Source organism: Desemzia sp. AGC72, assembly GCF_057334175.1.
The window spans coordinates 101,020-121,691 of record NZ_JBHFIG010000010.1 but is presented as its reverse complement, the minus strand read 5'-3'; the positions used below and the strand labels follow the sequence as shown (position 1 = coordinate 121,691).

Annotated in this window: 18 protein-coding genes and 1 pseudogene; 2 read left to right on the top strand and 17 right to left on the bottom strand. The window is 36.8% G+C overall.

All coding sequences use genetic code 11. The features are described 5' to 3' along the window. Nucleotides 1–18: 18 nt before the first annotated feature. Together murQ and ACE025_RS06005 are read right to left on the bottom strand one after the other, a co-directional pair. Entirely contained in the window at nucleotides 19–912 is an 894-nt protein-coding gene (murQ, locus tag ACE025_RS06010) for an N-acetylmuramic acid 6-phosphate etherase (protein WP_485938451.1), read from the bottom strand. Further along, complete coding sequence (locus ACE025_RS06005) at nucleotides 899–2,002, bottom strand: DUF871 domain-containing protein (RefSeq protein ID WP_485938449.1); 1,104 nt, start codon at nucleotides 2,000–2,002, stop codon at nucleotides 899–901. The genes murQ and ACE025_RS06005 overlap by 14 nt, the downstream gene beginning before the upstream one ends. Before the next feature lie 255 nt (nucleotides 2,003–2,257). Between ACE025_RS06005 and ACE025_RS06000 the strand changes: the two genes are divergently transcribed. Together ACE025_RS06000 and ACE025_RS05995 are read left to right on the top strand one after the other, a co-directional pair. After that, entirely contained in the window at nucleotides 2,258–2,881 is a 624-nt protein-coding gene (locus ACE025_RS06000; RefSeq protein ID WP_485938447.1) for a histidine phosphatase family protein, read from the top strand. A 298-nt stretch (nucleotides 2,882–3,179) separates the two neighbouring features. Continuing rightward, nucleotides 3,180–3,857, top strand: a complete 678-nt coding sequence (locus ACE025_RS05995) for a deoxynucleoside kinase (RefSeq protein ID WP_485938445.1) — start codon at nucleotides 3,180–3,182, stop codon at nucleotides 3,855–3,857. 180 nt (nucleotides 3,858–4,037) lie between these two features. Here the strand turns inward: ACE025_RS05995 and ACE025_RS05990 are convergent, their stop codons facing one another. From ACE025_RS05990 to ACE025_RS05920, 15 genes and pseudogenes are all read right to left on the bottom strand, one after another. Further along, nucleotides 4,038–4,592: a dihydrolipoamide dehydrogenase gene (locus tag ACE025_RS05990; RefSeq protein WP_485938443.1), complete on the bottom strand. Its 555-nt coding sequence runs from the start codon at nucleotides 4,590–4,592 to the stop codon at nucleotides 4,038–4,040. Between the two features lie 156 nt (nucleotides 4,593–4,748). Continuing rightward, nucleotides 4,749–5,075 carry a four-helix bundle copper-binding protein gene (locus ACE025_RS05985; RefSeq protein ID WP_485938441.1) on the bottom strand — a complete coding sequence of 109 codons (327 nt, stop codon included), beginning with the start codon at nucleotides 5,073–5,075 and terminating at the stop codon, nucleotides 4,749–4,751. A gap of 125 nt (nucleotides 5,076–5,200) precedes the next feature. Continuing rightward, nucleotides 5,201–6,123: pseudogene (locus tag ACE025_RS05980) on the bottom strand (sugar kinase). Nucleotides 6,124–6,149: 26 nt separating this feature from the next. Then, nucleotides 6,150–7,187 (bottom strand): LacI family DNA-binding transcriptional regulator, encoded by a 1,038-nt coding sequence (locus ACE025_RS05975; protein WP_485938439.1) that lies wholly within the window; start codon nucleotides 7,185–7,187, stop codon nucleotides 6,150–6,152. 160 nt (nucleotides 7,188–7,347) lie between these two features. Beyond that, nucleotides 7,348–8,019: a YczE/YyaS/YitT family protein gene (locus tag ACE025_RS05970; protein ID WP_485938437.1), complete on the bottom strand. Its 672-nt coding sequence runs from the start codon at nucleotides 8,017–8,019 to the stop codon at nucleotides 7,348–7,350. Nucleotides 8,020–8,259: 240 nt separating this feature from the next. Then, nucleotides 8,260–9,012 (bottom strand): glycerophosphodiester phosphodiesterase, encoded by a 753-nt coding sequence (locus tag ACE025_RS05965; protein WP_485938435.1) that lies wholly within the window; start codon nucleotides 9,010–9,012, stop codon nucleotides 8,260–8,262. 160 nt (nucleotides 9,013–9,172) lie between these two features. Beyond that, nucleotides 9,173–10,135, bottom strand: a complete 963-nt coding sequence (locus ACE025_RS05960) for an ATP-grasp domain-containing protein (RefSeq protein WP_485938433.1) — start codon at nucleotides 10,133–10,135, stop codon at nucleotides 9,173–9,175. 29 nt (nucleotides 10,136–10,164) lie between these two features. Further along, entirely contained in the window at nucleotides 10,165–11,421 is a 1,257-nt protein-coding gene (locus tag ACE025_RS05955) for a dicarboxylate/amino acid:cation symporter (protein WP_485938431.1), read from the bottom strand. A 420-nt stretch (nucleotides 11,422–11,841) separates the two neighbouring features. Further along, on the bottom strand, nucleotides 11,842–12,825 hold the full coding sequence (locus ACE025_RS05950; protein WP_485938429.1) for a glycosyltransferase family 2 protein: 984 nt from the start codon (nucleotides 12,823–12,825) through the stop codon (nucleotides 11,842–11,844). A gap of 20 nt (nucleotides 12,826–12,845) precedes the next feature. Continuing rightward, nucleotides 12,846–13,604, bottom strand: a complete 759-nt coding sequence (locus ACE025_RS05945) for a YveK family protein (RefSeq protein ID WP_485938427.1) — start codon at nucleotides 13,602–13,604, stop codon at nucleotides 12,846–12,848. Beyond that, the gene (locus ACE025_RS05940; RefSeq protein ID WP_485938425.1) at nucleotides 13,588–14,922 is read right to left on the bottom strand and encodes an O-antigen ligase family protein; all 1,335 of its coding nucleotides are present in this window, start codon (nucleotides 14,920–14,922) and stop codon (nucleotides 13,588–13,590) included. The genes ACE025_RS05945 and ACE025_RS05940 overlap by 17 nt, the downstream gene beginning before the upstream one ends. A 35-nt stretch (nucleotides 14,923–14,957) precedes the next feature. Further along, the gene (locus ACE025_RS05935) at nucleotides 14,958–15,887 is read right to left on the bottom strand and encodes a DUF6625 family protein (protein ID WP_485938423.1); all 930 of its coding nucleotides are present in this window, start codon (nucleotides 15,885–15,887) and stop codon (nucleotides 14,958–14,960) included. Between the two features lie 104 nt (nucleotides 15,888–15,991). Continuing rightward, entirely contained in the window at nucleotides 15,992–17,164 is a 1,173-nt protein-coding gene (locus tag ACE025_RS05930; RefSeq protein ID WP_485938520.1) for a DegT/DnrJ/EryC1/StrS family aminotransferase, read from the bottom strand. A gap of 30 nt (nucleotides 17,165–17,194) precedes the next feature. Next, entirely contained in the window at nucleotides 17,195–19,048 is a 1,854-nt protein-coding gene (locus tag ACE025_RS05925) for a polysaccharide biosynthesis protein (protein ID WP_485938518.1), read from the bottom strand. 149 nt (nucleotides 19,049–19,197) lie between these two features. Beyond that, the gene (locus tag ACE025_RS05920) at nucleotides 19,198–20,655 is read right to left on the bottom strand and encodes an oligosaccharide flippase family protein (RefSeq protein ID WP_485938421.1); all 1,458 of its coding nucleotides are present in this window, start codon (nucleotides 20,653–20,655) and stop codon (nucleotides 19,198–19,200) included. Nucleotides 20,656–20,672 lie beyond the last annotated feature (17 nt).

The window sequence follows — 20,672 nt, the reverse complement described above, 5'->3', positions numbered from 1 at the left end:
CTCCTTTTAATCTATGCTTTATTTATCCATCGTATTTCTAACAAATCCTTGCGATTCTTCTAGCTTTTGTTCAGCTTCTTCTTTAGTAGAGTCAGTTAAGATCATAACAATAGCTGTTTTCACTTGTTGATTTGCACTTGTAAAAGCTTGAGAAGCCTGTTCATAAGAGCAGTCTGTTGCTTGCATGATGATGCGTTTTGAACGTTCTACCAATTTTTCGTTAGACGGTTTTACGTCAACCATCAAGTTTTGATACACTTTTCCGATGCCGATCATTGAACTGGTAGACAACATATTCAACACTAGTTTTTGTGCTGTACCGGATTTCAGTCTAGTTGAACCAGTTAAAATTTCAGGTCCTACTTCTACTTCAATAGGTAAAGTCGCATAGCGGCTGATCTCAGCATCTTTATTACAAGAAAGAGAAGCAGTTGTTGCTCCGATTTCATTTGCATAAGTCAATGCTCCGATAACGTATGGTGTTCTTCCGCTAGCTGCGATTCCTAAGACTACATCATTTTCAGTCAAGTCAATATGTTGCAAATCTTCTTTTCCTAAAGTAGCAGAGTCTTCAGCACCTTCAACAGCAACTGTCATGGCTTTCATTCCGCCAGCAATCAATCCTTGTACCATAGTAGGTTCTACACTAAAAGTCGGAACACACTCAGCTGCATCTAAAACGCCTAGACGTCCACTGGTACCGGCACCCATATAAATCAAGCGTCCTCCTTTCTTAAAGCTTTCAATGATGGCTTCAGCTACTTTTGAAATTGCAGACAGCTCTTTTTCAACTGCATACGCAACTTTTTTGTCTTCCTCATTCATTAACTGTACTACTTCACTTGTAGTCAGTTCATCTAAATTCATTGTTTGATGATTTCTAGTTTCTGTGGTTAATTTATCTAAGTTCACTTATATTCTCCTCTGTTTGATTCATTTGTTCTTTCAACTCAAAATATCCGCCAGCAGGACACCAATCCAATAGTGGCAAGTCCTCTGCTCTAATACGTGCTGCAACATTGACTTTTTCGTCTTTAGGCAGATCATGAACGACAATTTGGATTTCGCCCATATAACGTTGGTAGTCCTGATTGTCTATTGTTACAGATCCACGTGTTCGTTCAATCGTTTCATATGGACTGATTTGAGGTATCTCTTTAAAACGAGCATCCGCACTTCTCAGCACATCTTTAGCTGGATCCCATCGGTTTTGATGCCTCCCTAAAACGGTTTCAAAATAGGGAGACTGTTTTGCCGGTTTAATAAAATATACAACCGTTTTGTCAGTGATGTATCTCTTGAATTGATAGATTGTAGATTCTGCTATTTCAGGGTCTCCGATATACACTTCATCTACGAAACATTCTGTAATCAATTCAATCGCTGCAGCCAAAGGATGTCTGCCTCGGTGATCTTCTAACGTCGGCAACTGTTTATACAGAGGACCTCTCAACTGTTTATCTCCAGGAACAAATGCAGCTACTGTAAATCCTGTCTCTACCAACCACTGGTTTTTTTCTTTTAGTACTTCCTTCGCTAAACCCGTTTCAGGTCTAGGATAATAATTGTGCATAGCCACCATATGAGGGAAATTCGCACCATATTGATTCAATTCTGCAACATCATTTTGAGTAATCGTACTAGCATTTAAAACGATTGGTAGTTCGTTAGACATAAAAGCAATTTCTTGGTTTGAAAATCCGTAATCGACTCTTAGACCGTCAACTCCTTTTTCTTTCAGTTGTTTCAATTCCTCTGCTGAAAAATCACAAACGCCTATCTTAGCTAAAGCACCCTTAGAAACATCTGCCACTAGTTCCATTTCCAGTTTTTTCATCAATGCTCCCAATTCAGACAACCGTACTAGATACTGCTCAGCATCTTCTTCTGGGATATGTAATGAAGTAAACACTTTTGTGAAACCTGCTTCTTTCATTTGTTTCAAATACCTTTTTCTCTCTTGAGTCAACTCATCACCTAAGAATATAGATAAGCCAAACATGGCATTCCTCCTTACAGCGTTTTCATTTCCAATTTCATATTAACACATTGAAATTTTATTTCAACCTCTATTTTTACGCACATTAGTTATACCACTATAATATATACGTCTAAAAACACAATAAAACATGACACAGTCATGGCATACCTTTCAAGTTCATGTATCCGTTTTATTTTTTAGAAATTTATCCCTTCTCTTTTATTATGCCGAGGATGTGTTATGATGAAATTAAATTTTAATATAGGAGAGATAAATATGACTAAACTTTATTTTGTTCGTCATGGGAAAACAGAATACAATCTTGCTGACCGAGTACAAGGCGGTGACGTTGATTCTCCGCTTCTTCCAGAAAGCAAAGAAGATGCTGTCAAAACAGGACTAGCTTTAAAAGAGAAAGGAATCACTCATGTGATCGCCAGTCCTCAACATCGTGCCGTAGAAACGTGTGAACTGATTACCAACCAATTTGAGCATCAATTTACTGTTCATTTTGAGGAAAAATTTAAAGAATTGAAGTATGGAGAGTGGGAAGGAGCTTTCATTCCTCAATTAAAACAATCATTCCCGGAAATGTTCCATCACTTAAGAGTGAAACCGGAATTATACGACCCAACTAAAATTGGAGGCGAAACCTACCTAGAATTGGTCAAAAGAGGTACTGAAGTGGTAAAAACTGCCTGTGCAGCTTTTCCAAATCAAGATCTTTTATTTGTTGGTCACAGCATCACTATAACTTGTACTATGCTTTCTCTGCTTGGAAAAGAAACAAAAGATCTTCGTTCTTCTCCGCCGCTTGAGAATACGAGTATTTCAGTCTTGGATTTAATTAATGGTCAATATTCTTTAGAAAAATGGAATGAGGTTAGTCATCTACTATAACATTAAGAATACTTATTGATGATTTAAATCATCACTAAATGAAATTTTTACAACCCAACCCCTACTTCTTTATTCCATTTTCCGGTTCGTCAAATTTCCGTAACATTTACATCATTAGTTTTCTTGTTTTCATTATTTTACACACTCATATGCGTGGAAAAAAGCAGAACTCTTATAATCTGATCTCTAAAACAGAAAAAATATGCTATACTAGTTAAGGCTATTTGAGGAAAGCTGAAGCTTTTTTAAATAAAGGATAAAGACATAATCGGTCTTTGTTTGGGAGGATGACCGTTAATTGAAAGGAGAACAAAACGCAGTGATTGTATTAGCAGGAATGATTGGCGCAGGAAAAAGTACTTATACCGCTTTAATATCTGAAGCACTTGGCAGCGAAGCATTTTATGAAAGTGTAGATGACAACCGTATTTTAGAAAAATTTTATGAGGACCCAAAGAGATGGGCTTTCTCACTGCAAATTTATTTCTTAAACACTCGCTTTAGAAGCATAAAAGAAGCTTTTAAACATAAAAACAACGTTTTGGACCGCTCTATCTATGAAGATGCTTTATTCACCCGCATCAACTATGAGCAAGGCAACATGAGTGAACCGGAAATGGATACTTATTTAGATTTGTTGGAAAACATGATGGAAGAATTGGACAGCATGCCTAAAAAATCTCCAGATCTATTGATTTATTTGAGAGGTTCTCTGGATACCGTTTTAGAACGCATCGAAAAACGCGGACGTGACTATGAACAAGTTGAAAAAAATTCAGGACTGTTGGACTATTATAAACACTTACATAGTCGTTACGACGGCTGGTTTAATGGTTACAACAAAAGCGCTACATTAACGATTGATATCGATAAGTACGACTTGGAAAACCCAGACCATGCTGATGCAATTATTTCTATGGTGAATAAGAGACTTGCTGAAGTTCGCAGTGAAGCGGAAACTATTGTCTCTCCATAATAAAAAAAGAAGCTGAGGGATACTCTCAGCTTCTTTTTTTATTAGTTCTTATTGTTATTTAGAATTTCTTCGCAAATGAGAAAATCAGCATGTATTGAATCATTGATTTTTTTCAGTTGATCACTACAACTAATGTTCTTGCTGCTATTTGAGCATGATATCACGAAAAAAGAGACGTTATTAGCTAACGTTTCTTTTTTCTATCCAGACACAACCGATTGTTTGAGAGGCAGGGATAACTGCTTGATATCTTCCATGATTGTCATACGCTTTAAAAAATAATTTACCGTCTTCATTGTAACCATATGCATAAACCAGCAACCAATGATTTTTATATTCGCTCCCAAACAACTTAGCTGTCCCTACTGCTAAAGGCATAGGATTAGGCTGCTCGAGTAACTTCACTACTGTTCTCTCCGGAATCAAACTCATTTTAACTTTCAGGTCCGGGATATCCTTCAAGACATAGTCTAATCCCACTTTTAAATCCCAAGGAAAAGTTCCTTTATAAGGAAACAAGTCATCGATGACTGATTTTAAACCTGTCAATAATTCGTCTTTAGCTAAATCAATTTTATATTCTTTTAAAAAAGTATCATGTACTAATGCTGCGCTTGCGTAAGTACCGCAGATTCCAGGTTTTTCTCGGTTGATCCATGATTGGTATTTTTTAAATCGATATGGTTTTAACCCTACCCACTTCACTGGATAAGAAGTAGAACTTTTTTCTTTCATCCCTTATAACATCCCTTAAGTTATATTGTGTTATTTGTACACGTTAACTGATAGTTCTATTTGCCTCATTCCTGCTTAATATACCATACCCTATACGAAACAGCTTAAAAAATCCACTAGAAGTTCTGGTAAACTCCTAATGGATTTTTGACTTATTTATGCAACATAAGACCGACAAACTTCGGCACACTCATGACAAACCTTTGCGCATTCTTGGCAATGATCATGGTCATGTTTTTGACACTCATCTCCGCAAGCTTGACAAACATCTGCACACAATTGAATCAATTCTTTTGTGAAACGACTGTCTCTGCTGGAGAAACTTGCAACTAAACCGCAAATATCCGCACAATCTCTATCTAACCGAATGCATTCAGCCATCATTTTTACATGATCCTCTTTTAAACAAGCACTGAAACACTCATTACACGTTTGTTGGCATTCTAAAGCTTTGTGAGCAACTTCTTTTATTGTCGTATCCATCAATGATCCCTCTTTCTTTTTTTAGTTTACAAATTCAGTATAAATAGTCCATAAAAATGATTCAAATCATACGGGTTAAAATAAGAGCTCTCACTTTTTAGTGAAGAGCTCTTGAATCAGACACTTTAATTTAATGGATTATTTTCTTGAATGTATTTTTCTAACTCATCACGTGTAGGCAACCCTTCATTGTCGCCTTGGTTTTGTGCTTGCAGTGAGCCTATAGCGTTCGTACGAAGCACACTGTTTTGCATGTCTAATCCATCCAAGTAGCCACTGATGACTCCAACTGCGAATCCGTCTCCAGCCCCTACTATATCAAGGACTTCTTTCACTGCAAATCCAGGTACATTTTTCATTTCTTGACCTTGTTTTTTATAAATGCACCATCAGACCCAGTTTTAATCACAACATAATCTACACCCATGTCTAAATAAAATTGCGTGATCGTTTCTTTGTCTCTAGAACCCGTTAATTTTTCGCCTTCACTGATTCCAGGAAGGACCACATTTGCATAGCGAGCCATGTTGTTCAATACTTTGATCATCGTTTCTTCATTTTTCCATAACTCAGGACGCAAATTTGGGTCGAAAGTAATAAAGGTTCCTGCTTCTCTCGCTTTAGCCATCAAATGGTAGACAGCTCCTCGAGTGATACGATTTACAGCAGGAGGAATCCCGGTTACATGCAGCAGGCGAACTTCAGAAAAATCAATATCCATTACGTCTTCAATAGAGAAGTTCGTAAAAGCACTCTCATTTCGATAATAAGCAGTGATAGGATCTCCTTCTTTGGTTTTGTTTTTCAACATGATTCCTGTATTCAGTTCTTCATCAAAGGAAATATGTTCTGTACCGATTTTTTCATTTTGTAAATATTTATAGATATATTGTCCAAATGGGTCCTTGCCTAGCTTGGTGAGAAAATCCACCTCAAATCCAAGTCTGGCTAATCCTGTCCCTACATTGACTTCAGCTCCGGCGATTCCTTTAAAAAAAGTCTTCCCTTCTTCTAATTCACCATACTCATTCGAAATAAATAATCCCATTGGTTCGCCAATCAAAATTACATCACTCATTGCTTATACCTTTCCCATTCTTCTATTCTAGTAGATTTTCGTATTCTCAGTTCTCCAGGTAATTCCTTGTAAGTAACGGAATAGTCCTCTTTTTTTTCGTTGATTTTCTGGACCAATAAAGATGTACTTTCTTTTCCTAATCCATATGAATTTTGAGCAACTGTTGTGATACCAGGGCTGATAATGGATGCAGATTGAATATCATCGAATCCACAAATACCGTAATCAACAGCTATTCTTTTTCCTGATTTCTCGATTTTTTTCAATACGTTCAATAAAATCAATCCATTAGCTGCTATCAACACACGCGGTTCAGGCAGCTTGAAAAAATCTTCTGCTGTCTCACTTAATGAATCTGTCTGTCCGTTGACTGTAATGTATTGCTTCATTTCAATATCTGAATGATGTTTCAACACGTCTTCTAAAGCTTGAAACCTATTTTGCTGTACAGTGTTAGAGGTTAAAGTTGGTGTAAAATATCCGATTGAATTAAACCCTTCTTCCACTAAATGTTGCGTCAATTCTTTACTGAGATCGTAATTATTCGAAGTGATGCAATCATAACTTTTATCAGAAATAGATTTATCCAATAAAACAATCGGAACATGTTCCTTTTTCAATGACATTAAATAGTCTTCGTTCTCTCCTACTGTGTTGATGACCAACCCATCTACTCTGTTGTCTAAAAAACGTTGGATGTGTTTTTGTTCTTGCTCTTTTGAACCATCTGAAACAGCCACCATCAATGAATAATTCAAATCATTCGCACGATCAGATAAACCTTTTATGATCGTATTTGAAAAAGGATTTTCAATATCTGCAATGACTGCACCAAGCAGCATGCTTTTTTGTGATTTCAAAGATCGGGCTATATTGCTTGGTCGATAATCCAACTCTTTGATTACTTTTTCAATAGTTTGACGGGTGTCTGTTGACATGTAATCAAATTTCCCATTCAAATAACGAGAAATAGTTGTTCCGCTGACATTTGCTGCTTTTGCGATATCTTTTAAAGTGACATTCTTTTTAGCCAATCTGCTCACCTGCTCTTATGCTGTATTTATTTTGTGTATCGATTTCGTTAACCGATTCCAGAAACCGTTATCATACATTCAAGTGTATGCTTTAATTTATATTTTGTCAACTCGATTCTTATGTTCTTTATACGAAAAAAGATCAGGAGCACTAATCTCTTTAAGTAATTTTTTTTGCAACTGGAGTAAGCTTGATTTGATGAATGGGGAATATACGATAAATATTCAAGTAAATAAAATTCATAATAGGAGCAAAAAGAAGAGCACCGATAATTGTTCCTTCACGAATAAAGAAAGAACCACCGAATAGTAAGGTTAGTGTTAAAGAAGCAGCAATAAGTATGATATCTGCAGACTGTCTGATTTTCCCGAAACTGGCTTTTGTTCGCTTGCTGAGCACCATACAGAGCGATTCTAATGGAAAACTGACAAAGTCTAAAGCTGTGCATAATCCTACACCTAAAGCTGCAGTCAAATTACCTACTATGATCAACAGAACATTCATATAATAGTCTCCCAAAATAAGTGAAGGCAATACAACATATACCATTGTATTGATGACTTCTCCGATCAATAAAGATAAAGGGATTTGCATCAGTTGAAACAGTTTAAAATCACGTCTTTGGATGATCCATTGGACAAATACTAACAACACATTAATGATAACCGAGACTGTTCCAACTTTAATCGTAGTTAATTCACTGATTCCGCTATTGAAGGCGTCCATAGCGGAAACTCCTATAGCTGCTTTGATACACAAACTTCCGCCTATTCCTACTAAAGTCGTGCCTAAAACTACGCAAATCACATTCATCATTATTTTTTTCGTCACACTCTTCACTCCTATTTCGCTCTATTACCAAACACTATACGTAAAAGAACCTATGAATTCAAGGCAGAATAAAAATAACACCAAATTGTTGGATATATAAACTTTTTAAAAGCAACTAATGAACGGAGTGTTATTAGGATCATTCCATAAATAGATTTTCTTTTGGTTGGTTTTTTAATACAGTATTGTTTGCATAACTCAAAAAAGCAGCTGTTACTCGCAGCTGCCCTTGGGTACCTTTTAAAAAAATTCTCCTGATTGCTCTTTAAAGATGTTGTTTAACTTATCTGGATAGTTTGTGATAATACTGGTCACTCCAGCTTGAATCAAACTTCTCATTTGTTCCTCTTTATTGACTGTCCATGTGTTAATCTCTAGTTGCTTTTCTAAGAGCTCATTTAATACTATAGGATTCTGTAAAGTATAGTGTGCCGGGTGTACACATTCTACTCCGACTTTTTTAGCATACTCGCCAAAGTCAACGAGCCAATCTGAAGATAACAAGCCGCATTTGATGGTCGAATCTAATTCTTTCAATTTCTTAATAGTGTAATGGTTGAATGAAGAAAAAATAATTGTATGCTGCAATTGATACTCTTGAATGAGCTTTATGACTTTTTCCTCAATTCCCGGATACTCGAATACATTGGTCTTCAATTCTATATTGGTTAGTAAAGGCTTTTCTTTTACCCACTCAAAATATTCTTTTAAGGTAGGGATAATTTCCTTGTTACTAATCTCTGGAAACTTATGTGCAGCATTTAACTGCTGCAACTCGTTTAACGTTTTATCTTTAACATAACCTTTTCCATCCGTTGTTCGATTGACAGTCGTATCATGAATCACGATCAATTCTTGGTCTTTCGTCAATTGAATGTCTATTTCGATACCGTCGACTCCTATTTCAAAAGCTTTTTGAAAAGCCAGCATCGTATTTTCTGGATATTTTCCACTGAATCCTCTATGAGCAAAGTTCAAAGGTTTCTTTTGCACTGTCTCTTCAACTCCCCATTTAACTGTTAAGCTTAGTATATCATTTCAATCTTTAGTTCCTAATATATTTACCTCTATTTTTTAATTAAAATATAAAAAAACAGTGCAAGCAAGCTTGTACTGTTTTTTTCATCTTGTATTGAAGGTCATTCTGAATTGCTTATGCTTCTACAGCCGTTGTTTTTTCCAATTCACTTTTTAGGTAATTTGCTAGTTCTAACATAGCGTACTTACCGGCTTCTCTTTCAGCGTCTGCATTGTAATTTGTATTAGTATTTACGTCATAAGCGTATGTTTGACCGTCTTCAGTTTCAATAAACTCAATAGCAGCTACGTCAATACGTTGTTTTTTTAAGAATGCTTCGTATAAATCGATTTGAGCTTGAGGCAGTCCATCTTCTTTGATCTTAAATTTGCTTGGTATCAACTCTTCAGATTCTTCTGCTGGGCACATTTCTGTTCCAATAGGAATTTGGCAATTATCTGCAGGACAAAGTTCAAATCCGTCACTAGAATCAACTTTCACAGCATAAAAGAATTTCCCGTTAATAAATTCAGAACGGACAATGTTTCCATCAGCTGGGCGAACATATTGTTGGATCAAGCTGATTCCGTCAATAGAATCTTCAAACTCCGGCCCATAAACATAGTCTTTTAAATCTTGAATTGTATACATCAAACGTACTCCAAGCCCTTTACCGGCACGATTATGTTTGATGATGAATGGAAAACGATTCAACTTTTCAGCTGCACGGATAATATTTTCTTTCCCAACAGCTCCTATAGTTTCCGGTGTAGTGATCCCGTTTGTCTTCAATGCTAAATGTTGTTTTAATTTACTGACTTCTAATTCGATTGCTCCTGTACCATTGATTACCGTAGCACCATTGCTTTCTAACCAGTGCAATAAATTGTCTGTCAATTCTGGAGCATATCGATGACCTCTAGTATGAGAAGAAGCACTCATACGGTTATAAAAAACACCCTCTGGTGGAGCAGCTTGAATATCTACTAACCCTTCTGATAAATCCCAGTTTTCATAAGGTACATTCAATTCATCCAAGCGAGCTGTTAAGTGTCTTGTCCAATCATCATTTTCGTGAATAATATATACTTTTTTCATGTTTAATGTCCACTCCATTTCTTATCTTCTTATTTTACCAAATTTGTACTCTCTTTTTCATTCAAAATGCTTGAAGGAACAAATTGCCCTTCCGTCTTAGCTATTACAACTGGCGCTAATGCATTTCCTACAACGTTTAATGCCGTACGACCTGCATTAACAAAGAAGTCAATCGATACCAAAAGCGCCACTCCTTGTGGCGGCAATCCTAATTGAGTAGCAGAAGCTAATAAAACCACTACTGCTCCTGAGGGCACTGCTGCAATGCTTTTAGTGATGATGGTCAAAAAGAAAATCAATGCGGTATAATCTGTTGCATTTAAAGTAGCTCCATACAAATTAACCACAAACATGACCGCTAATGTCGTATAAACAGCAGCTCCTCCTAGGTTGAAAGAATACCCCAAAGAAGTAACAAACGAAGCTACTGAACTTGGAACACCAAATTTCTTCAATCGATCAATCAGAGAAGGTAACACTACACTTGAACTTCCTGTTGAAAAAGCCAATAGCGACAAATCGCTAGTTTCTTTTAATAGAGTAAAATACGGAACCTTAAACCCTAAACCAATTATCGGATACACAACAAACGCTACAACAGCATAAGCTATGTAAGCCCAAATGACAAATTGGCCTAGAGACAACAAATTGCTGACTCCATATGTAGCCACATCATAAGCTAAAAATCCAAACACTCCGATTGGTGCAAGTGCAATAGCATAGTTGACCATTTTGAACATAGCGCTTATCCAAGCATCAAAGAAATCTAACACCGGTTTTGCTTTTTCTCCGATAGTGACTAAAGAGATGCCTAAGAAAACCCCAAAGAAGATGATTGGCAATAAATTGCCCTCTGCCAAGGCTTGGAAAATATTACTTGGGATAATCCCTAGAATAAATGTTCTAAAATCAATACTGTTGGCTATCCCATCCAAAGCTTCGGTACTGATTGAATCAATCAAAAGACCATTACCTACGTTGCTCAAAGCACCGATGATCAGCGTTAAAACAATCAAAAATGTCGTCACTATAAAAAAATACGCAAAAGATTTAAACGCAACTTTACCAAAGCGCTTCGCTTTGCTGATTTCCACTATAGCCAGTACAATCAACGGGAAAATCAATGGTACGATGACCATTTGAATAAAATTCATAAATAAAGTACCTAAAAATTCCAATTCTATTCCTGTCGCCGGGCTTAAATAGCCCAACAAAACTCCAATAACTGCTCCTATAACGACTTGAACCATCAGGCTGGGCCTTTTCACTTGTACTCTTTTTTCCACATTTTTCCGCTCCTCTTTAATAAAAAAACAAAAAAGTGCATGAGAATAGTTATTCTCATGCACAGTTCATCTTCATAATTGGTTTAATATAAAAAGCCTACAGTTTTCCTAGAAAACCGTAACATTTTGTTATTTAACATAACACAAAAAGACTTTTTTAACTAAAAGAAACCGCATACGATGTTAACTGATTACATGAGTTTTTAATACAACATGAACAACAACAGTTAAACATCAACATTTGGTTTCCTCCTTTTTTATTGAATCATTTTTTTGTTTCGTTCGTTTAAGCGCGCACTTAAGTGAAACTGGAACAATCTTAACAGAGGTTCAATGATTTGTCAAACATCAAAATAACCGATTTTCGATGTTTATTCTCGAGCGTCTCGATCATAAAAAACACTCCATTCAGCCTCTTTTTCACCCCCGGACCAACCGGTACAAATCATATGAGTACTGAGTAAAAGCCTTATTTAGCGAAAAGCTGTGAATAAGTATTTTATCAATTAATTTAGCTTGTTTTAATTCTGAACTTCTTTTTAACACTTGAAAATGTTTGTTAAAATCTAAAATCAGTTTGTTTTTATAATCTTTATTCTCTCTATTTTTGCTGTGCATCAAATCAATGTACAGGAAAACACAAACTTTACAGACTTCTATTCTTGCCCAGTTTTGATATTGAGGTGTGTAGTATAAACACTGTTGCAGTGAGTATTCTCCAGCCTCCAGCCTGTCGAATTTTTTTTCTGTGAATTGAGCCCCCATGATACTCCCTTTCCGCTGCAGGTAATAGTAATAGTTTTTAGGAGTATTCACCATCTTAAAAATGTGGACTAAAGCATCGGTTAACATAAAGACATCTTCATTATTTTTACCAACTTTGAAACGTAGTTCTTCAAACAACTCAGCTTTATACAGCTTATTCCATACTACAGAACTAAGTTCATTTGTTATATAATAAGCTTTCTCCACTTCTTTTTTAGAATTGAATCGTTGATTTCCAAAATTGATTTCACGGGTTACCTTCCCTTGCTCGTTGATCAAAGCATAACCACACTGTACAACATCTGCTTGATGGGTAAGAGCTAAATGAAGCATGGACTCATACATATGACTGTCGATCCAGTCGTCACTGTCAACAAATCCAATAAATTTCCCTTTAGCATTATCTAGTCCAACATTTCTAGCTGAACTCAGCCCTCCATTTTCTTTATGGATGACTTTGACTCGAGGATCTGCAAAACCATATTCCTCACAAATCACACCTGAACGATCTAAAGATCCATCATCCACTAAGATCACTTCTATATGCTTATAGGTTTGGTTTAATATGCTTTCAATACATTGCTGGACATACATTTCAACATTATATACTGGGACGATGATACTGATTAAAGGATTCATTTATATGACCTCCAATAGAACTAATTCCGATTTAAATATGTTTTCACCATTTTTTTTGCTGGTATTTTTCTATTCAGCTGATTCTTATTTTGATAACCAGCATTTCCCGCGACTTCCATAGAACTGATTACTCCAATAATATTCCAGTCTAACAATTGAGGTATCAGAGTTTCAGTACGGATCTTTTGATCTGATAAAGTTCTGATCAGCGCATAAACAGTTCCAATCAACATACCGATCAATCCACCCAGAATCGTATGAAAAGGTACATTTGGATAAATGGAAGATGGATTGCTTTTTGCAGGAGATAAAATAGCTACATTTTCTATACTGACCACTTCTGTAATATTTTCCTGAAACGAAGCGGCTATTTCGTTAGCAATCAGTGCAGCTTTATCGGGTTGATCTGCAAAAGCCGTTAAAGAGAATACTTGCGAATTTTCTTCGATTGCTACCTCAATTTTCTCCTTCAGTTCCTCTGCAGTAAATTCGTTCCCTAAATTTTCTGCCGCATCATCCAATACGATAGGGTCTTGTATCACATCCCGATAGGTTTGGATCATACGCAAGTTTGTTTCGATATCTCCTAATTCCATCGTTTGAGGATTTGCAGCGCCTTGACTGACTAGTAAATTGATAGAAGCAGAATATTGTGGTGTCATCATGTATGTACTAGCAATAAAAGCTGCTAATGCAAACACGACCCCACTAGCAAACAGCACATACCAATTTTTTTTAAGCACCAATAAAAATTCCAGTAAACTAATCGTATTCTTCATTCATATCCCTCCAGTTGTACTGTCCTCCATCTTTATGCGTTTGTTGTACCCATTTTTCTTTTGCCTCTATCGAATACCAGACAGCCATTCCCAATAGCAGCCAAAAAATGCGGGAATTATTAAAAGAAAGAGACAGCGAACTGACTAAAAAAGCAGCCATCATTTCTTTTGTCGTGAGATGAACCTGTTTATTTTTTCCTTTAGAAACCGGTATGAGGAACACCCTGATAATGTAATACGCCATAAAAAGCGTTACAGGTAAGCCCCATTCTCCTGCCATTTGCAAATACGTATTATGAGCAAGATTTCCCATAGGACTCATCCCTTGAACAACAGTTAAGTAGTTGGCTGTATTTCCTACCCCCAATAAAGGGAACTCTTGGATCAGATCCATTGCAATAACCCATTGTTCCTCTCGACCGGATCCATTCGCTGTAACAGCTTGGTCAAAATCCGTCAATAACAGTTCTACCCTGGAAAATACAGGGAATTTATCGGAAACTATCTCTAAAAAGCCGCTTAAGATTGTTTGCAAGTTTGGCAGAAAAGTAAACACAACAAACAAAAGCAACAAGTAGGAAATCAACTTTTTCACTTCCATTTTTCCTTCTAAAAAATTATTGAATACAATAAACACCAATAAACAGCCCAAAGTAAGAAATCCTGTCTTTGAACCAGAGCTGAAAATCGACAAAATCAGTATGGCGATCGAACTGATTTTTAGAGCACTTGGGATGGGTTTGTGGCGTAATATGATCGCAATAGCGGCACATTGAATCACTGAGAAATAATTCGGATCATTCATCAGCCCTTTCAATCTTACTTGTTCGTAAAACAAGAGTTCTACCATTTGCGGAACACGTACGAGAGAAAAAACGATTCCTAAACAACCAATCATTACAGCAGCAATCGCGAACCATTTAAAAAGAGGTCTGCTTAAACCGTTTTTTGCGATCAAATATCCGACCAAAAAATACAAGAAACTAACCAGCACTTTGATATAGTCAGTCAATACAGATCCTGGACTAATGGGTATTTGGAATAAATTAGGAATAACAAATACTGCATTTACAAATATCACTACGGAAAAAAGTATAAATACCACAATATGAGTGGAAGATACATGAAATAAATTGTAATTAATCAATGCTGCGATGAATAACACGATGATAAAATCGGCCAACGAAATATTTATCCCAAACAATACATCTGATTGATTCAATAATGCTCCTATAAAACAAGTCATACCCACCAAAACAGTATTAACCGCAATTTTTTCAGATTTTTTCTTAAGCTCCATGGGTCGTGAAATCATCATTTAAAGACTCCTTTCTTTCATGAGGGAACGACTTTTTATGACATTAACCCTTTCAGAGTACGTTTTACTTTGACGGGTGTGATTCCCTTAAGTCGTTTTATATGGTATTGAAAGACTTGTTTGTAGTTCGCTTTTGAGGTTTCAACGGATTCATCACAAGAATAAAATCCGTAAGCTGAGATGATAAAAGCTTCTTCTTCTGTCAAAGAGGAAGGATGGGATGGAAAAGCACGTTTTTGTAAATGAATGTAACTGTATTCTCGTTGGCGGATCTCACCATTTTCCTCCCAACACTTGTATACATGTCCATTTTTCCATTGGAAGAATTGATTTTTGTGGTGTTGGTCATCTCCGAACAAAACGTTCCTGAAGTAAGGAGATTGAGGAAGGATATCTGCATACTGAGGATTATTGTATTGTCGCAGCCCATACTTTTCGTACAACAAATTGATTCCCCACTCGTCAAAGTACATCACTTCAGGAAATTGGATACAATATCTAAAGCTTGTATCTCTATCTCCTATCAAGTCAAAAGTATGATTGACTTTTTTAGTGTTCCGATAGAGAATCAGATGCCCGTCCATAAAAATTTTATCGTATTCTATTAACATTTCTTCAGTAATAAATTGCCTTAAATTACCAAAAATCAAGTCAACGTCACAATGTCCCCAAAAATCGTATTCTTTTAGATAAGCAGTAAATATTTTTCCATAAGCAGGTTTATAGTCGCATAATTTATAAGGATGCGGTAAAGGAGCTGTCGTATTTAATTTATTGGAGATGAGGCTTTTCAATTGATCAAATGTCATAGGTATGACTTTAACGTTGCTCGGTAAGTCGTCGATTTCATTATCTGTAAAAATCAACCAGTCAATAGTTGGATTGGATGCACAACTTTTAAGAAACAAATCAAAGTAGTTAGGAAATTTCCCGAAATATGGAACAATTAACCCAATTTTTTTCATTTATAATCACACTCCTCTATTCGGTAGTCAGTATTGGACATAAAAGATTTATTGAAGGGTATTTTGTTTCTATAGATGTAAAACGAAGGGTTTTTTAGGAGAGGTTATACAGCTTTCACTGTGGCAGTTTGCTTATTCAGCACTTTTTTCAACGTATCAATGACTCTGTATTGATCATCTTCCGTCATATTCGAGCCGCTCGGCAAACAAATCCCAGTGGCAAACAAGGCTTCAGAAATAGGCATTTCGTAAGGTTGATGAGCATAAAATGCAGTGTTTTTGAATACAGGCTGGCGATGCAGAGGTTTCCATAAAGCTCTCGTTTCAATACCTTGACCATTCATTTCTACCATTACATCAAACGGGTTGGTCTTAATAACAGCCGGATTTATCAACATGGTTGTCAACCAACGATTTGACTTGGTATTCGCTAATTCTGGCATAAAGTGGAGTCCCTCGAGTGATCCAAGTTCGGCAGTATAGCGTTCAAAAACCGCCCTTCTTTGTTGGACTCTCTCATCTAAAACAGCTAATTGAGCCCTTCCTACTCCAGCTAGAATATTACTCATTCGGTAATTATACCCGATTTGACTATGTTGATAATACGGAGCAGCGTCCTTTGCTTGAGTGGCTAAAAAACGAGATTTAATCAACAATTCTTCATCATTGGAAACCATCGCTCCACCACCAGATGTAGTAATGATTTTATTGCCGTTAAAAGAATAGATTCCGATTCTCCCGATACTGCCGCTCTTTTTCCCTTTATATTCTGCTCCTAAAGATTCGGCTGCGTCTTCTACAATAGGTACTCCAAATGTATCAGCAATCTTACACAGCTCATCCATTTTTGCACTCTGGCCGTACAAATTGACCACAATAATGACTTTAGGCAAGCGATTGGCTTTTTTAGCATCCATCAATGCTCTTTCTAAAGCATCAGGAGACATATTCCAGCTATCTAATTCGGAGTCAATGAAAACCAATTCCGCTCCTAAATAAACCGCCGGGTTGGCACTTGCAATAAAGGTGAACGTAGAACAAAATACGCTGTCGCCTCTTTTGACACCCAATGTAGTTAACGCTAAGTGAATTGCTGCCGTTCCAGAACTTGTTACAGAAGCTCCAACAGTTCCTGCATACCTAGCCAGCTCTGTTTCAAAATGATTGACATTTGGCCCTAAAGGCGCGATCCAATTGGTTTCAAAAGCTTCATCAATATACTTTTGTTCATTTCCAGACATATGGGGTGAAGACAATAGGATTTGTTTTGGTTTCATCATACTATTTTCCTCCAGTTCTCTTTATGATTAAGCAGGTGCTAAAGACTTCTCTTTTGCTGCAGTAAACTCCTCATGAAGGGGGTGATTCATTTGAACAACTTGAGCGTCTTTTTCTACGATAGACTTCTCGCCTACTTTTGCAAATTGAATGAGCTGTTCTTTATATTCTTCAGGCTTGCAGTTTGTTAACTGATTTAAAAAAGAAACTACTTCCTCCATTGGACGATTAACAGCCTTTCCTACAAAAATTTTATCGTAGACTTTTTTGTCGGTCCGCTCATTAGCAACCAGCAATTCTTCGTACAATTTTTCTCCTGGCCTGATACCAGTTTCAACGACAGGAATTTCTTCTTCTGTAAACCCACTCAACTTAACAATTTTTTTAGCCAGTTCTACTATTTTGACCGGTTTACCCATATCTAAGACAAAAATTTCTCCTCCTTGAGCTAGTGCGCCTGCTTGAATCACTAAACGACTTGCTTCAGGAATCGTCATAAAATAACGTGTCATTCGAAAATCAGTAACAGTGACAGGCCCGCCATTTCTCACTTGTTCTTCAAAAAGCGGAATCACACTGCCTCTGCTGCCTAATACATTTCCAAACCGTACGGCAGCAAATTTCGTTTTCCCTTTTTCGTTCAAACTTGTCACGATCATTTCTGCGATCCGTTTGGTCGCCCCCATGACGTTTGGCGGGTTGACGGCTTTGTCTGTAGAGACCATAACGAATGTTTTAACATCTGCAGATTTAGCAGCTTCCGCCATATTTTTAGAACCAAAAACATTGTTCTTCACTGCTTCAACTGGATTGTATTCCATCATAGGAACATGCTTATGAGCAGCTGCATGGTAAACAATATCCGGATGATAGGTTTGCATCACTTCGAAAATTCTTTTACGGTCTTGAACATCTGCGATCACAGGCGCTAACTCAATCCGGCTTCCATATTTTTTAGATAGTTCTCTATGGATTTGATAAATAGAATTTTCTCCATGTCCAAGAAGCACGATTTTCTTTGGAGAAAATGCCGCTACGATCCTGCAGATTTCCGAACCAATCGATCCGCCGGCACCACTGATCATAATCACTTTCCCACAAATAGAGTGCGATAAAGTTTTCGTGTCCAGCTCAATTTCTTCTCTGCCTAATAAATCAACTACATCGATTGATCTAAAACGATTGACGGTCAACTTCCCATTCAAAACATCTTCAATAGATGGAATCAGATTCGCCGTAACACCGCTGCTGTTGCAAATACCTAATATTCGATCCAATTCTTCTGCTTTTAAACTTGGAGCAGCAATCGTGATCTGCTCTATTCCATGTTGTTCAACTAAATTTGGGATATCCCTTGTTGTTCCTAAAATTTTCACACCATAAAAATTTAATTGTTGTTTTGCAGCATCGTCGTCTACCACTCCGACTATTTGAATATCAGAAGGATGATTTTGAATACTTTTGATAAAAATACTACCCCCATCTCCTGCGCCAACGACTAGCGTCCGAATACGTTTTTTGGCTAAGCCGTTATTTTCAAATGTTGCTCTCAATTCAAAAAGAATACGGAATAAAATGTGTCTGCTGCCCACAATCAATAAAGAAAGCAAGTAAACCAACAGGTTGAACCGCAGACTGCTGAAAGAAAGAACAAATGGTGTCGTAACGCATACAATGAGAAAAGAAATGGTCAAACTCACAAACAATGTGAGCAGATCTTTTACTCCTGTATAACGATACAAAGTGGCACATAAATCAAACTTCAAAGCGAGTATCGAATAAACAAACATAAATAAGTTTACAACGACCCAAAATGTTTCTGTCGGGATAAGAATGTAAGGATTCAAAAAAACGTAAGACAACGCTGTCGCTAAGTAGATCATGCTGTTGTCTATTCCTAAAAAAACTATTTTACGTACCACAACTCTGTGTTGTTGGAAGAGTAGTTTACTCGTCTCTTTGATGGAATGAGTTAAAAGTAATTTAGCCCGAGGCTTTTGATTCATCGCAATCTCTCCTTGTTTATCTTAATTTATTGGATGGCCTTGCTGCTTATATCTTTCACTTTCAAGAATAGACGAAGAAAAATAGTTTTGACTAAAGGGACCTTTAATATCAGACACATTCCTGTATAAATGATGACGCCAATCATCAATTGAATTAAATTCGTTAACATATTTGGTGCTAAATGACGGGTCAGCAAAACAATTCCGCCATACATAGCCGCCGCAGCAGTTACATACTTTCCAATCAAACGGTAATCCAATGCAAATTGTATTTTTTTCCTTAGGTAAAGAAGCCGATATGTTGTGACAAATATCTCCACTAAGACTGTAGTTAAAATAGCTCCTAGTGCTCCAAAAGCGGGAATCAGTAGAAGATTTAATGCTGCACTCATTCCTGCACCGCAAAAAACGGAAAAGCTGTACACTCTCGTATTTCCTGTCGGAAGCAGGTATAAATTTGAAACAGACATTCCTAACGGAACAGCAATGATGACGACGGAGTAAATTGGAATCAATTGAATCAACCCTAAAAAATCTTGACCAAAAAACCAAGGTACTAGAGAAGAAATCACTGCGCATAATCCGAATACCGCGGGAATAGAAATAAATAGCTGTCCGTGGATCACATCGCTCAGAGAAGTTTTAATGAGTTGGAGTTGCCGATTGGCAAAAAGGTTGCTCATTCTGGGCAACATAACATTATTGATAGTCGATATCATGGTAACGATTGCGGCACTCAATTTGACAGCATTCCCATAAATGCCAACTTCCACTTCGCCGGATATCACACCTAAAATGGTTTGATTCAATGTGCTGTATAGAGTTATAGCGATTTGCGGGATAAAATAAACCCACATTTGCTTTAAGTGATGCCACAACGAGGAAAATTCGATATGCTGGAAATGAATATATTTACGAACGAATATCCAGATCACTGCTTGTGATAAGGTGTTAGCAAAAGCAATGATAAAAATGTATAAATAAAGATCTGAATAATCCTTGATGAAGAAAACGATCGACAAGAACATCAATACTTGTATGGATAAATGGGATAACGTGATTTTTTTGAAGTCTTCCAACCCCATAAAAAACCAAGAAATATCAAATAACACAGCTAAGATATGAAAAGATTGGAGGAAATAAACAAAAGGACTTCCTTGAAAAAATAAGTGGACCAATATGAAGTAACCAATGAGAGAAGCTGTAGTAGTAATGAATTTTAAGATGATCAGCTCTGAAAAAGTTTGTTGCAATTTTTCAGGATCATCTCTGACTATAGCGATTTCTCTATTCCCATAAATCCCGATTCCCAAGCTGGAAAACAGCACAAAATATTCAGCAATCGAACCAGAAAACAAGCTGATACCAATTCCTTTTGAACCAAGCGCGTTGGAAACAATGGGAATCGTGATAATCGGCATCAAAATACGAATCGTTTGAAATAAGACTTGATAACCTAGATTTTTTTTTATGCTTCTCGGCAAAAGTAACACCTCAAATC

Coding starts and splice junctions, on each gene's coding strand:
- ACE025_RS05940 (WP_485938425.1), bottom strand. CDS start 14,922: ATGATGATTTCACGACCCATGGAGCTTAAGAAAAAATCTGAAAAAATT.
- ACE025_RS06005 (WP_485938449.1), bottom strand. CDS start 2,002: ATGTTTGGCTTATCTATATTCTTAGGTGATGAGTTGACTCAAGAGAGA.
- ACE025_RS05935 (WP_485938423.1), bottom strand. CDS start 15,887: ATGAAAAAAATTGGGTTAATTGTTCCATATTTCGGGAAATTTCCTAAC.
- ACE025_RS05930 (WP_485938520.1), bottom strand. CDS start 17,164: ATGAAACCAAAACAAATCCTATTGTCTTCACCCCATATGTCTGGAAAT.
- ACE025_RS05945 (WP_485938427.1), bottom strand. CDS start 13,604: ATGAAGAATACGATTAGTTTACTGGAATTTTTATTGGTGCTTAAAAAA.
- ACE025_RS05950 (WP_485938429.1), bottom strand. CDS start 12,825: ATGAATCCTTTAATCAGTATCATCGTCCCAGTATATAATGTTGAAATG.
- ACE025_RS06000 (WP_485938447.1), top strand. CDS start 2,258: ATGACTAAACTTTATTTTGTTCGTCATGGGAAAACAGAATACAATCTT.
- ACE025_RS05985 (WP_485938441.1), bottom strand. CDS start 5,075: ATGGATACGACAATAAAAGAAGTTGCTCACAAAGCTTTAGAATGCCAA.
- ACE025_RS05960 (WP_485938433.1), bottom strand. CDS start 10,135: ATGAAAAAAGTATATATTATTCACGAAAATGATGATTGGACAAGACAC.
- ACE025_RS05925 (WP_485938518.1), bottom strand. CDS start 19,048: ATGATCTACTTAGCGACAGCGTTGTCTTACGTTTTTTTGAATCCTTAC.
- ACE025_RS05990 (WP_485938443.1), bottom strand. CDS start 4,592: ATGAAAGAAAAAAGTTCTACTTCTTATCCAGTGAAGTGGGTAGGGTTA.